The 14,547-nt window shown below is 60.4% G+C and carries 9 protein-coding genes; all 9 read right to left on the bottom strand.

Features of this window, described 5'->3' with window-relative positions:
• Positions 1-46: 46 nt before the first annotated feature.
• The 9 genes from J3R75_RS16610 to J3R75_RS16570 all read right to left on the bottom strand — a co-directional run bounded on the left by J3R75_RS16610 (position 47) and on the right by J3R75_RS16570 (position 14,282).
• Entirely contained in the window at positions 47-2,356 is a 2,310-nt protein-coding gene (locus J3R75_RS16610; RefSeq protein ID WP_307263925.1) for a family 20 glycosylhydrolase, read from the bottom strand.
• Positions 2,357-2,604: 248 nt separating this feature from the next.
• Positions 2,605-3,369: a hypothetical protein gene (locus J3R75_RS16605; protein WP_307263922.1), complete on the bottom strand. Its 765-nt coding sequence runs from the start codon at positions 3,367-3,369 to the stop codon at positions 2,605-2,607.
• Complete coding sequence (locus tag J3R75_RS16600; protein ID WP_307263919.1) at positions 3,366-7,043, bottom strand: glycoside hydrolase family 2 protein; 3,678 nt, start codon at positions 7,041-7,043, stop codon at positions 3,366-3,368. The genes J3R75_RS16605 and J3R75_RS16600 overlap by 4 nt, the downstream gene beginning before the upstream one ends.
• Positions 7,044-7,340: 297 nt before the next feature.
• The gene (locus J3R75_RS16595; protein WP_307263916.1) at positions 7,341-8,075 is read right to left on the bottom strand and encodes a DUF1559 family PulG-like putative transporter; all 735 of its coding nucleotides are present in this window, start codon (positions 8,073-8,075) and stop codon (positions 7,341-7,343) included.
• Between the two features lie 19 nt (positions 8,076-8,094).
• Entirely contained in the window at positions 8,095-9,144 is a 1,050-nt protein-coding gene (locus J3R75_RS16590; RefSeq protein ID WP_307263911.1) for a GntR family transcriptional regulator, read from the bottom strand.
• Between the two features lie 409 nt (positions 9,145-9,553).
• Positions 9,554-10,291, bottom strand: a complete 738-nt coding sequence (locus J3R75_RS16585) for a type III pantothenate kinase (RefSeq protein ID WP_307263908.1) — start codon at positions 10,289-10,291, stop codon at positions 9,554-9,556.
• Between the two features lie 44 nt (positions 10,292-10,335).
• A complete protein-coding gene (gene ccsA, locus J3R75_RS16580) occupies positions 10,336-11,115 on the bottom strand; it encodes a cytochrome c biogenesis protein CcsA (protein WP_307263904.1) in 780 nt (259 codons plus the stop codon).
• Entirely contained in the window at positions 11,112-12,086 is a 975-nt protein-coding gene (locus tag J3R75_RS16575; protein WP_307263901.1) for a cytochrome c biogenesis ResB family protein, read from the bottom strand. The genes ccsA and J3R75_RS16575 overlap by 4 nt, the downstream gene beginning before the upstream one ends.
• Positions 12,087-12,449: 363 nt before the next feature.
• A complete protein-coding gene (locus tag J3R75_RS16570; RefSeq protein WP_307263899.1) occupies positions 12,450-14,282 on the bottom strand; it encodes a c-type cytochrome in 1,833 nt (610 codons plus the stop codon).
• Between the last annotated feature and the right edge of the window lie 265 nt (positions 14,283-14,547).

Raw genomic sequence — 14,547 nt, 5'->3', positions numbered from 1 at the left:
CTTAAAAAAGAAATCGGCGACAATCTGCGCAATCTGTGGATAGATTTTATTGATCTCCAGCGAATGCCCGCGCAATCAGCGCCAAGCGCGATTCGACCAGCCATTCCCGCATACGGTCCTCGAAATCGCCCTTTTTGAGGCAGCCATCAAGAATACGGCACTGCCGCTGGACGTTGTTTTCCAAGCGTTCGCGCCATGCCAGCAGGTCCACGTGCGGCTGCACAAACGCATCGGCGTTGGCGCGACTCGCGGCGGCCAGTACCACGTTGGCGCGGGGATTGGCGGCAATCAGCTCCACCCGGAGAGACGCCAAGGCCTCGCCTGCGTGGGGATTGCGCACACAGGCCAAGCCAATGCATCCAGGATTGCACATGAAATTTGCCCCGGTGGCCACGGGTGTGTTATTGCGGCCGAAGCTCGGCATGCCATACCAGTCGGGTATATCGTCGGTTCCGCAAAGGACCTGCGTGTGTTCGCTGCCATTCTGATAACGGATGACGCATTTGAGCATGGGTACGCCTTTCGCCGCGTAGGTGCCGGACAACGCCAATTGAAACTCATTGCAGCGACCAGCCAGCGGCAGGTCCACCGCGCGGCAGTGCTCACGATCCAAATTGACCACGTGATCGGGATCAATCACCAACGCAATCGCCCCCAGGCAATAACGGCCCGGCGGCAGCAGAAATGGATTCTGCTCGGAAGCAAGCGCATCGCGCAAACGCGCATTAGCCACAGGCATGAGGTCGAGCTGGGCAAAGTCCGTCGTCTGGCGATTGGCAATTCTGGCGCGGGCCAACGACCGCAGTTCGCTGTCAATGGCGCCCAGCTCCAGGTTGGCCGCTAGCAACCGCTGAAAACGCGGCGCCGCGGGGGCGTCTTGTGCCGCGACGGCGGTAAAGGCCTCGGTCCTGCCATAGATAAAGTCATACATGCGATCGGCGAGCACGATGGGGTCGTCATTGGCGGCGGCGTGGAGGATGTCGCGGTTGAAAAGCCGGCGAATGTCGTCGTGCCGCGCCGGTTCTGTCCGCCAGGCGTATTCCCCGCCGGCGAAGGCGCTGTACATGCAGTATTCGACGCCGCCAGTGTTGCCCCATATCGTGTGGAGATAGCCCAGACTGTCCTGCCGGCGCAAGGCGTTGAGAACGCCGTACTGGTTGCGCACGCTAAGCGTCTGGTGCGGCAAGTAGTAGCTGCTTGGGCCGATGCTGCCCGCGCCCGAGCCAATGACGGTGAAGCCCTGCTCGTGGAAAAAATCGAATGACGGAAATGACCGGTAGCTGCCATCGGGCTGCGCGTCGGCAGCGCGGGCGAAGAGCGCCTCGTGTTCGTTGCTGCCGTTGTGCCGCGGGTTCATCTGCGTCAAAGCATTGAATGGCCAGCGTGCGTCGTCGTTGCACACGTACTGCCAGTCACAGATAATCACCTCACGCGGAAACTTGTGAATCTGTTGGGGGTACTTGAGCAGCATGTCGCCCCAGATGATCGGTGTCTTGCCGCGGGCAAGGATAAAGCGGGACAAGCGGCTGACGTAGTCGCAGTACAGTTCGGCCAGACGCCCCGACTCGGCATAGGGCCGGCAACGGGGGCAAAAATGCTCCACCAGAAACACCTCATCGCAGCCAAGATGCACATAGGAGCCATTCGCATGGCAAGCGATCACCTCGGACCATATCTCTTCCATCAGCGCCAGCGTCTGCGGGTTTTGCGGACACATCTCGTGTGTCTTACCAGGCTCCTCCGCCAGATGGGCGTAATCCGGATGGCTGAGATAGTGTTTCACATGGCCGAGGGAATCCAACTCCGGCACGACCTCCATAAAATGGTCTTCAGCAAAAGCGATCAGCGCCTTGAGTTCGCCCAGCGACCATGCGTTGGGATGCACCAGCTCGGGATGGCAACTCAGCGGGAAACGATTGTCGTACTCAATCACCAGCTTGTTGTAACGCCATTCGGCCAACTGCTCGATGAGCTCCCGCATCCGCGTCATGCTGGGAGCCATGCCGCCATCAAGCGTGAAATGGTAGCCGCGAAAAGCGCAGTCCGGCCAGTCGGCAAAAACGCCACCGGGGAAAGCGCCGTCATCGCGGCGGAGGCGCTTGAGGGTCTGCAGGCCATAGAAGGCCCCGGCGGCGGTGGACGCGTACAAGCGCACCGGCCCCGTCGCGGCAATGGCGATGCGGCACGCCTCGGGCCCCTGGGCGGAGTCATGCACCAGCGACAAACTCGGCCACGAGCCTGCACGCAAAGCCTGGTCAATGACCGGACTGGTCAAAACCTGTTCACAGGACATCGCGCCGGCGGGAATGCTGCGATACGTGCCGTCGGCCTCGGCGTGGGCTATGGAATCATACATGCAACAAGTCCTTTCAGTAAACACATTCAACACAAAGAATTACATACGCGCCAAGCGCCGGCCGCAGGCCCCCGCGCCCATTTACCAACCCGCTTAGGGGCTGTTCGATAATTACATTTACAGCTATACCCAAGCACGCTTTCAGCGCTTCTGCCGCTTCGCGGCGAGGGAAATACTGGCTGGTGGCAAGGCATTACACCAAAGAGCGTTTGCCCTGCAAAGTGTAAACGTAATTTGTGAACGACTCCTTAATCCAAGGGCAGTGATGCCCGCCAGACAAAGCTGATTTCTTTTTTGCTGCCCGCCGGAAAATGGCGGTATTCCCAGGTCCAGATGCCATCAGGCATAATCGACAACAACATGCGGTTTTCCCCCCACGCCCGGCAGTCCTGTAGGCTCCAAGAGCTTTTGCTGCAGGCCAGATCAAGGAGCACGCCGTCAGACCACAGCTGCATGCGGCGGCCATTGCCGCGAAAGCTCTTGCTGTAGCGGTCAGGAATGACCAAATACTGCTCGACATCGGCCATGCCGACCGCCTTCAGGCCGCAGTCAAAGAACGCTCCGAGAGGCATGTAACAGCGGCTCTTGACGTAGTTGTCGCTCTGCGCATACAGGTCGATAACGTTGACAAACGTAACCTCGATAGCGATCGCGTCGGGACTGAATGTCGCCTCCAGGGTGTAATCCACAGCGCGGGTGACCTCGTCGTTACCCAGGCAGCCACTGGCACGCATCAGTAGCGTGTCGCCCTCACGCTCATAGACGCACGTGTTGCTTGGTAACGCCCCGGGCGTCAATCTGACCATCGCCGTGGCATCCGGCGCCAGCCGGGCTTCGGCAAAGGGGACGATGGTATCAAGCACGGGCCGCCCCCGAAAGGCAATGGCCCGTATGCCGCCAGCACCGTCCATGGTGGCACTGATGCCCTCGCTGCGATAGTCTTCAGCATGGAGCGCGAAGGCCAGGAACAGCCCCGCCAGCGCCAGGCACAGGGTCCAGGTCCGCACAATCATGGCTTGGCGCCCCCCTGTGCGGTCGTAGCTTCGGCCGACAGACCGATCAGGCCGATCATGGCGTTGCCGAAACTGCGCGCGGTAATGCTGACCACAAGCTGCTCCGGCCGGGGATTCTGCCAGGCAAAAAGATAGACCCCGACCACATTTCCGGCATTGGACGTACTCCACGCACAGACGGCGTTGCGCATAGTCTTCGAGGGCGCTCCCCACCAGTCGTCAAAGTTGTCTCCCGGCGTCAGCGGTATGCTCAGCGTACTGCCATCGGCATAGCTGACAAGGTATTCCCCGACGGGCTCCTTACCGCGAATCCACGCCCCTGAATGAAGGAAGAACAGCCGTTCCAGTGCCATGCCGATGGCGATCGGCCGGCTCTCGGGCTTGAAGGGCAAGTCAGAATTGGCAGAGACAATCACGCAGCTGCGACCAGCATTGCTAGCTGGGTCCACTATGCCAAAGCCGATACCGGCAAATTCCTGCTCGCCGATGGGGAACGCATGGATATCATTATCCGGCCCTTGGTCGCTCCAGCCGCCCTGCCCGTCTTTGGCCACCGGGTCGGCGAAGCCCATGGTCGCCGCAGCGGCCAACGACAGCCGCCGCAGCCGCGCGGGCTCGACCGGCGCAATATCCACCACGGCATGCCCGCTATACTCTGCCGCCCATGAACGCGTAGCGTCATCCAGCACGACCAGCAGCGCATTGCGCGCCATTTGCGCCGCCGCAGAATCGACCGCGCTGAGCTTGCTCAGCTCCATCTGCGTGAGGATGGCGTCCCCAGCGCCAACCCGGACGTGGGCGTTGGTCATGCCGAAGTTGTCCGATCCCCAGGTCGTCGAGTCGCCGCCGTGGGTAATGGCGGCTTCTGACACCGGGCTGATGAAGTAGTGGTATATCGCCATGTCACGCTGATTCCAGCAGTGGAAATCGCGCTGCGACAGCGTGGCCAACAGCGGATGCTTGAAACGCAATATCTCGCTGAATTGGACGGCGCCGGCCTGACGGTACTCGAGGCCCGGCAGGAAGGCGACGCCGCCCGGGGCGCTCTGCTCAAAGACCAGGCAGCGACCGCCGCGGCGCAAGAACTCGCGAATGCGGTCACGGCCACGCCGTACTGCAGCGTCCATAGAGTCACTGCCGATGATTAGCACGTCGACTGCCGCCAGAGCCGAAAAATCCTCCAGCAGCGTGTACTGCAGCCCGAAGGCGTCCAGCAGGGTGCGGGTGTTGTTGCTTTTCAGCGGTCCGAATTTATCCGACCGATCGTAGAGGGCTATGGCCTTGGTCGTGGGAATGGGCGCAAACACGGCGGCGCGCGCGCGCAGATTGATCTCTAGTGCAGATGTTGACAGGGCCTTGTCGCCGTCCAGCAGCGTGTAGCGCAGCTCATAATAACCGGGTTCAGCCGGCAGCCGCAGAGCCAGCGTCACCGCGTGTTTTTCACCGCGTTTGACGGCGCCGACCGCGACCCGAGCTTCGGCCACTTGCCGCTCATCCAAGACCATCTGCACCCTCAGCACGGCAGCGGCAATATCGCTTTCGGAGTTGTTGATGACGTGCGCGGACAGCGGCAGTTCATCACCACCAAAGCGATTCGGGGCCACGTAGTCAAAAATAGCGATACTGGGGGCGCTGGCCCTCTGCAGTGCTTTGCCGCGTGGTGCCGTCTGCCAGCCGCCGTCGTAGGGAAAAAGCGGTCCGCTCGCGGAATTGACCACCAGGGGCTTCTGCAGGGCCTCAAAGCCGTCGAGTTCGGGCCAGGCCTTGCGGTTGGCACTCAGGATGAACTCAATGTCCCGCGTGCATGATTCCTCGCGTCGGAAGCGGTAGCTCTTGACGCCGGCATTGCGGATGGGGCAAAAACAGCACTGGGCGCAGTCGCGGTGCTCCTCATGGAAGGTATTCAAGACCTTGAGTAGCACCGGCCAGTTGGGCTCGTCAGCGTCTTCGCTGGCCCACGTGTCGTCAAACGCCCACGGGTAGTAGTTGTTCATGATGCACAACAATTCGCCATTGACAATCGGCGGCAAGGGCGAAAAATGCTCCTTGGCTTTGCCAATGAAATTCTGCAGGGAATACTCCACGTAGCCCAGCGGCAGATTGTTGATGGTGCCCGTATAGTCGTGGGTGTCGATATAGTCGAGCTTGTCGCCGGCGGCGCATTCCGCCATATTCGACGTCTCTTTCCAGAAGCGCCCCGACGACGGCGTGCAAGGCCGGTTCTGCTTGTCTAAGCCGTGATACAAATCGTAGAGCCGGTTGAACATCCTCCCCACGCGACCATCGGGATAGTCGTCGCCCTGACGGATTTCATTGCCAAAACTGAAAGTAGCCGCTGCGGGGTGGGAATAGAGATAGCGCAAGCGCCAGGACAGATAGTCCCGGAATTCGTCACTCAATTCGCCCTGGTCGTCGCAGAATTCGGCAAACAGCTTGGTGTCGATTTTATCCGAGCGTTTGGGCGCCTTGATGGCCTGCTGGGGAAAGCTCAGTTCATCGCAACAGAGTATGCCCATTTCGTCCAAGAGATCGTAGGTCAGGGTGTTCATCAAGGTGCTGTGAAAGCGGATGTGATTCACATTGAGGTCGCGAATGGCCTGCCAATAACGCCGCTGGAGCTGGTGCTGGTTGGTCTTGAAGCCAAAGAGATTGCCCGGAGTCATGAACCCGAACAGTGCCTGATCAAGCACGATGCCGCGCAAAAACACTGGCTGGCCATTGAGGAGAAATTCGCCGCCACGGACACCGAAGCTACGCATGCCGAAGCGCTTCACACCCACTGTCGCACCACTGTGATCGCGGAGTTTAACGCCGTACAAGAAAGGCGATTCGCAACTCCACAGCTTCGCTTGGTCAATGCGGGCCTCGCCGGACAACTGGGGGCCGTCGCCAGCGCGTGCCGTGGCCGCCAACGCCAACTGCGCGACCACCTTGCCGCTGTCCCACTCGAAGACCTCGCCGGTCCAGCCAGCGGCGGCGCCTTCGCCTTCGCCGCCCGTCGTGCACTCCACCAGCACGTGCGCCAAGTCCGCCTGCGGCGTTACCAGGATATCGCGGGCAAACTGCGCTGGACGGACATCCAAATACACCGGCCCCAAAATGCCGATCGTGTTACCGTAGCCCCACGGCTTAACCGGCTTCCCCGAGTGATAGAAGCGTATCGCGACCTGGTTTCTGCCACCGGGGATGACCGCCGCAGTGACATCAATATCATGTGTGGCAGTCGGTCCCTTGTACTCGCTGATGTCCATGCGCGACACCGTTGTCGACACCATGTGCTTGCCGTTGACGTACACCGCCATGTTGCCATTGACATCATCAAAGTGCAAAAAGTATCGTTCGCCAGGACGCTGCGCCGGCGCCACGAAGTCACGGCGAAAATAGGCGACACCGCCCCAGGCCAGCGATTCTTTGCTCCTGGTCTTCACCTCGGACAGGAAGGGACTCTGCAAATTCCCCGGCACCAAATCGCGATCCCACCCCGAGTCGTCACAATCAGGATCGGTATAGCCGCGCTGGCGCCCTTCGTCATCCGCATGATCAATGCGATCAGCCGACACCCGCCGTATTCGCCACCAGCCCGACAGCGGCAGGCGCTGCAAATGCCCGAGGTAGATATCCGAATACGCCATATCCGGCACATAATTGCTCTTGTCATCTGCCTCCTGCGCCATCGTCATACCTCCCACGCATAATAGTAGCGTCGCCAGTAGTAGCCGCCGCCGCAACCCCGGCCCAACCGCCCGCCAGGCCATATCGCACCGTCCGGAAGCCATCCCCTGCGGTTGCCATTTTATCACTGTCATCACCTGCTTCTCCATGTGCTGCTTTTGCCTGTCCTATTCGTCCGCGCCATCGCCGGCACCACCGCCCGGCGTGACGAAAAACCCTTGCGTCTTGTATCCGCCGCTATCCCCGATATGAGCATTCCGCGCCAATCGGCGTCCTTGGCATCCCCGCTGTCCCCGCCGTCAATAGCATGGCGCGGGCTGTCTGGTCAGAGCCGATATGTAGCGCAGTTTCGAATTCACGCCGGTCTGTTCCTGCGCCGCGAACATCTCCAGATAGGCATTCTTGAACTCCCCGGGCCGCAAGCATTCCGCGTGGCCATCATGTAACAGGATGTTCATACGGCCATTGTGATTGTCAGAGATACCGCGGGTAATCGGGTCGTCGGTACTCACTTGGAGTACGCAGTGCATCCGGTCTTGATCTTGCTCCCGGGAATCAGCCAAGAACAGCGTTTTGGAAAAGGACTTGATGGCCTTGGTGCAGATGAAATTCGCCGTGGACCACCCAGGAATCACTGCGGAAGTTTTCAAGCTCGACGGTATGGCGTAGTTGTTGGCATAAAAGGCCCCGTAGGTATAGAGGCACTTCTGGGAGTCCGACCAGCTGTCGCTGTATTCCATCGACGGGCATTTCACGATGTCGCGATAGCCCGGCTCGATATAATTCCACGTTTTTCCGCCACCAAGGATATACGGCGCCCAAAAACCGTACTTGTTGTACATGGACAGATAGCCGTCGTTCTCATCCGCATAGTGCATCGTTGCCACGCCAATCTGCTTGAGATTGTTCGTGCAGCTGATGGCGCGGGCCTTCTCCCGAGCCTTGCTCAACGCCGGCAACAGCATGGCGGCGAGAATCGCAATGATCGCTATCACCACCAGCAGTTCGATCAGGGTGAAATCCGTCTTCTTCATGACCACTCTCCCATTTTTTTCAGCTATTGCGCCGGATGGTAATCTCCTCCTGGCCGCCGGCATCACTCAGGCCAGGAAAAATCCCCAGTTTGCTGATTATTGCCCGCACCGCCGGCGCAAAGGGTATGTCGTACATAATACCCGGGGGCTCGGGGGCGCCGTACATAACTAGCGAACTCTGAACCAAACGGCATTGCTGATGCAAATCCACCCCGGCCGCCGTCAACACGGCCTGCAACGCCGAGTAGGGAAGATGGGGGTTGATGATCGCATCTATGGGCGCGCCATCCGCAAAACATTGCCGAAGACGCGCGAAGACGTCCTGATCCGCCAGCAAAAAGTACCGTCGGTCAAGGTCAAGCCCCGCCGCCTCGTAGGCGTCCTGAATGCCCCGCATCAGCATCGCGGTCATATCCCGCTGCCAGTATAGATAAGCCACCTGCCGCCGCCCCTCCGCCAGCAACATCGTCCCCAGCCGCCGCCCAACTACCCTGCTGTCGCCAAAAAAATCGCCTTTGGAGGTGGATACCGGATAGCGCTCCGCACGCAGGCGCTCAATGACCGGCAACATGCGCTCCGGCGGTTGCAACCAGATCAAACCCTGAAGATGCTCAAGCCGCAACTGCTGCAAGGCCGCATCCGGATCCGTACCATGCAAATCAATGACGCGCGTCAAAGACGGAATGGTCACCAGCTGCCGCAGCATCTCCGCCAAAAATTGCCCGTAAAAAACATCCATATAGGCCAGCAGGCCGTCACGCAAAATGATCCCCACCACCGGCAACATCCGGTTGCCACTCTGCCCAGTGTGCTGCCAACTGTGCGCGGGATTCGTAAAGGTGCCATGACCACGACGCGCAAGCAAATAACCGTCAGCAATCAACTCCCGCAAGGCCCGACAGACCGTCGGCCGACTCACCCCGAACAGCGTCATCAACTCACTCAAGGACGGAATCTGGCGCTGTGAATCGCCCGCCTCATTCAGCAAGTCAATCACATAGCGGCGAATCTGTAGGTAATCCGACGTGCCACCAGCACCCATCGACCCCTTATCTGATTTCTGCACCATGAGCAGACCCCCTTGGTTTTACTATCTGTTTACCACTGGAGGCAAAAAAAAAGGCGGCAACTGCCAAATACCGATTATCACCTTGAAAACCGCCTACCAGCCCGTTCCACCTCACTTGTTTTACTATCTGTTTACCACTGATTGTACACTACTACGGCGCGTATTTCAAGGCCTGAACGAAAAAAATCTCTACCGGCGGCGCATAGGCGGGGGCAAACGATTGGTTGAAACAACAAGCGCAAAGGAAATCGTTTAGTTAAGAGTATGGGACGTATGGGACGTATGGGACGTATGGGACGTATGGGACGTATGATCCGTCCGATCAACGCCTGGCCAGCTAGGACTGCGCCGATCCACGCAGGAAAAAGGCCATGAGCATAATCTGCGTTAATCTGCGTTAATCAGCGGATCAGTCGGCACTGGCCTGGCTGCAGGCGGCGCCGCGGAGGGTGAGATACTGCGGGCCGGGGATGAGCCCGGGGACATTGTCGCAGAAGAACGCGGCATCGCCGCCCACCGCCCAGCAGAGTGCATCGGCTGCGCCCATTTCCAGGCGGCATTGTTCCAATAGGTACTGGACGGCGCCGACGGCGCCGAGGTCCATGCCGGCCTCCATGGCTTCACGGGTACAGCGCCCCAGCGCGGCGGGCCGTTGCTGCTGCAGGGGCAGCATGGGCAGCTGCGCGGTATACGCGGCCAAGCTGCGACGCGCAAGCATACGGCCCGGCAGGATGGCGCCGCCCAGGAAACACCCGGCGGCATCCACGGCCTCCAGGGTGATGGCCGTGCCGCAATCGACGACCACCACCGCCCTGCCCGCCAAGGCGTGCGCCGCCGCCGCGTTGGCGATGCGGTCCATGCCCAGCGTGGACGTGTCCACGCGCTGGAAATCCAGTTGTGGAAAATCCGCCGGGGCGAGGACGCGCAGGGCATCGCCATAGCGGTTGTGGAGCAGCCCGGTCAGCGCCGGCACCACGGAGACGGCTAGGCCGCGCCAGCCGGCCGGGAGGGCATCCAGCACGGCAACGGCGCCTTGCGCGGCGATGACTGCGGGGCTCTCGACCTGCGCCAGGAGTTCAGGCTGGCCGTTTGCGGTCGTCTTGGCGATCTGGGTGTGGGTGTTGCCGATATTGAGCAGAATCTGCATGGTTCATTGCCTTTGCCAGAGGTCGTGGTACTTGGCTGGATTATTCACGCGTAGCTGTGGAGGGTGTTGGCGAATTTCGGCAACAAATTAACCACCAGGAAGGTAATTAGCAAGGCGGCGAAGGCCAGGATTTGCGCCCAGGGCGCCAGGCGCCGTTTGGCTGGCACACTCTGGCAATGGAAATAGACCAGGTAGAGCGTCCAGGTGATCAGCGACCAGGTTTCCTTCGGGTCCCAGGACCAGTAAATGCCCCATGCTTCTTCCGCCCACAGCGCGCCGCTCCACAGGCCGAAGGTCATGAAGGGAAAAGCCACGCGCATGATCTGCAAGCTGGCATCCGACCAGCGCTGGCGACAGTCGACGCGCTGCCAGAGACCGATGACCATGAGCAGGAAGGCCACGGCCGCCGTCGCGTAGGCGATCATGTAACTGAGCACGTGCGGCACGAACCACGGCGACTGCAGCGCCGGAATGCGCTGCCAAGCCAAATCGCGCTCCAGAAAGAAAGTGCCGATCAGCGGTATCACCGACGCAAAACTGAAGTAGCGCATGGTCCACCCAAGACCATGACGGCGCTCAACAAAGAGGTAAAAGGGCAGAAAGCACAGCGACAAAAAGCACAGCACGTGATACATGTTGCCGAAGGGCGGGTGGCCGCAGAGCAGATAATTGCCGGCAATGACCATGGCGTTGACCAGCCAGGCGGCGGCAAACACCCGGAAGGACAGCCGGTCATGCCCCGCCAGCGCGGTCACAAAACTCACGGCGTAGAGCAAGGCCGACAGTACGATCAGCATCAGCATGAGTTCTTCGTGCAAATTCATAGGGCAGCGTCCTCGGTGGTGCCGAAGCTCGGCGTGATCTGCGGGCGCAAGGGCGTGGCGGGATCATCGTCAGCCATAGGAGCCTCTGCATCCGGCGGCATCGCGGGCAGCGCGGGCGGCGGCGGCGGCAGCGGGCGTTTTTGCCAGCACAACCCCGCGCAGCCGACAATCATCAGCCACAGTCCGGCAATGACCATGGGCCGGCCGGGATCACGCCGGGCGCTGAGCACGACATAGCGCTCATCCTGCGTGTCGTAGGACATCAGGTAGAAACGCCAGTCGCCATAACACAACGGCCAGTTGACGCCAAAGGCCATTTCCTGCTTCTCGTCAGGCCGGGCGGGATCAATGATCTGCGCCGTGGCGCTAAAATGGCTGGGGGCGGCGCTGCCGCGATGGAGCAGCTGGCCACTGGCCAAAATCATCTGGCTGCTCCAGACACCATTTTCGTCGCAAAGCTCGTCGTCGGACAGTTCCTGCATGTCGGGCAGCACCATGCGGCCCTTATGGTCAAAACGGTAGGTACCCAGGAGCACGTAGTCATCGCCAGCCGTCGCCGCCGGCTCATAGAGATGGTAACTCGGGGGATAGTGCTCTGCCCGGAACGAGGTGATGGCCAGCGAAAAAGGCAGCGGAATGACCTGATCATCTGGCCCCGGCAGGGCACTTTCCGGCGCGGCGCCAACCGTGGCGGCGAATTGCGTGCGCTCACCGCGAAAGGTGCCCAACGCCGCACCGGCCAGCAACGACGCCACCCCGAGATGCACCGCCAGAAAAAACAGCGTACGGCTGGTCCAGCGCCGGCCCAGATAGCAGGCGCTCCAAACTAGACAAAGCAACGCCACTAACACCAGCAGGACGAAAAACACCGGCGTGTGAAAGACCGCCAAAACATCCACGGCTGGCCGTGGGATGGCGCCAGCCAGGAAAAACAGGCAGAGAATCAGCAGCAGGTTGATGGCAATGATCATGGTTCGCTTTGTCTCGGATGCGGGTTAGGTGCCGTTCACAAATTACGTTTACACATTGCAGTGCAAACGCTCTTTCATGTCATACCTTGTCGCCGGCCAACATTTCCCTGGCCACGAAGCGGCAAGCGCCCCAGAGGGGCGCTGTCATCGTAGCCCAGGGCAAGCGACGCCGAAGGCGGAGCGCCGCCCTGGGTACAACGCCTATTGCGCTCGTGTTCATCGGCCTCTTTGGCCCCAGTCGGCGCAGCTGACTGGGGCCAAAGAGGCAATGGAACCTCACCTTTTTTTGTTTGCGATGTCGCACGCTTTCAGCGTCCCTGGGTATAGTTGAAAACGCAATTATCGAACAACCCCTTAGCGACCTCAGTGGGAAAGAATGTAGGCTTCGAGGTCGGCCAGTTCCTGCTCGGAGAGTTTGGAGGTGCGGCCGTGGACATCGCCGGGATTGTGCGTGGTCAGAAGCTCGCGGATAGTCTTGGAGCGGCCGTCAAAGAGATACGGCGCGGTCCGCCAGATTTCCACCAGCGTGGGCGTATCCCAGGCCTTGCCCTTGTCCATGTCGTCCTGCATGCCGAGGTCGTACTGACGGCGGTCGGTGAAAAGCTGGTCGCTGGGATGGCAGGCGGCGCAGCCGGCCTGGCCAAAGAGCTTCTCGCCACGGCGGGCGGCCTTGCTGAGCTTGCCTTTTACCAGGAACGGGCTGGGCACGGGCGTCATGGCCCGACAATAGGCGTCAATGGCGGCGGCGTCTTCAGGTGGCCGGATGGCGAACTGGATGTAGCGAATGCCGGCGGCCACGCAGGTCTCGGCGTCTTTGCGGATGCCACTGATCATGGTCGGCGGCGTCACGTGTGAATGCAGCAGGCTTTTTGTCTGCTTAGGATTGCCCATGCCGTCGTTGAGCAGATCCCAGTTGATGCCGTCCGCGCGGCCATCGGGATGGCAGCTGCCGCAGGACTGCCATTGCTGAAAGCAGATGTCGCCGGAGTTGAAGAGCATTTCGCCACGGCGCTCGGCGGTCATCGGCAATGCCGGCCCGAGGGGAATGGACTGCACCCGTTCCGGCGCCAACGCCACCGTGTCAACCACGGCCAGGCAGTCGCTGAAATACTCCGTCACCCAGAATCGGCCATTGACCACGGCGACGTCACGCGGGCCCTTACCCGGCAGCGCATAACGCTGGCGAATGTCCACCAGGAAGCTCAGGTCGTTGGGAACCATGGCGGCCTCAGCTGTCACACTGGTCACCTTTTCGTTGCGAGCGGCGCGTTCAAGACGATCATGCAGGGCTTCGCGGTCAATCACGCTGAGCTCCTGGCTACCGGCACTGACTACCGCCAGCATCTTGCCGTCCATTGAACAACGGATGCCCCAGGGATTGGCGGCGCCGAGTTCGACGTCGTCCAGCAAAAAGGTGTTGAGCAGCGCATGGGCAGCGACGTCGATGACCGACACCGCGTTGGTGTTCATCCAGCCGCGTTCGAGCTGCGTCGTCGGCAGCTGGTAGCGCGCCAGGCCGTGCGTGACATAGACATAACGCCCGTCCGGCGAAGCGCAGGCGCCACGACCGACGACCGAGCCATTCGGCAGACGGATTGGCGGCAACGCCTTGAGCTCCGGCAGCGAAAAGACTTCGACCTGCAGGGAGTTGTAGTCGCCATCGGCTGCCCCCATGGGCATATGATTCAGCGCAAAGAGCTTCGTGCCGTCGGCCGCCAACGCCAACGCGTGGGGTTCACGACCGCAGGGAACCCGCTGAATTTCTTTGCCTCTGGCAACATCAATCACGGACAGATCGTTGCTGAAGCGATTGCAAACGTAGGCCCAGCTGCCATCGGGTGAAAAAACCAGCGACTGCGGTGTGTGGCCGACGCTGACCGTCCGCGCTTTCCCGCCGGGCAATGCCAGCAGGGACACGCTGCCGTCAGGGCCACCCACGGCGCCGCCCAGCGTCGCGCCATCCGGCGACAGGGCCAAGTTCTGCACTCGACCAGGTAGATTGTACACCTTGGTGACCTTACGCGTCTGGCAATCGACCACGGCAATCTGCTTGCCACTGTCTTCAGCCACGTACAGTGTCTTCCCGTCCTTGGCAGGCACCAGCGCGGTGGGCGACAAATAAGCCGGGGCCGCCCAGGCCACCACATTCACCAACCAGGCCACCGCAAGTACATACTGCCGCAATGTCTTCGTCATGACTCCATCTCTCTCCGTATTACACTGACGTCATCGCTGCTAACCCGGCACTGGCAGCCTTTTGGTGACTATACTGGCCCACCAGCAACACGCCATTCGGCATGGCCACAGGAACATAGCTATTACGCTCGAACAAATGCCATTATTGCCCGCCGCAGGCTTTTTTACTTTTCGTCTATCAGACCGATCAGTAATCCGATCCGTCCGATCCGTCGGATCCGTCCGCGACAACAAGAAAAACGATCCGTCCGATCCGTCCGATCCG

Source organism: Oligosphaera ethanolica, from assembly GCF_030814695.1.
Lineage (GTDB): Bacteria > Verrucomicrobiota > Lentisphaeria > Oligosphaerales > Oligosphaeraceae > Oligosphaera > Oligosphaera ethanolica.
Note: the sequence above shows the minus strand (reverse complement) of the source record. Positions and strands in the feature narration are given on the sequence as shown.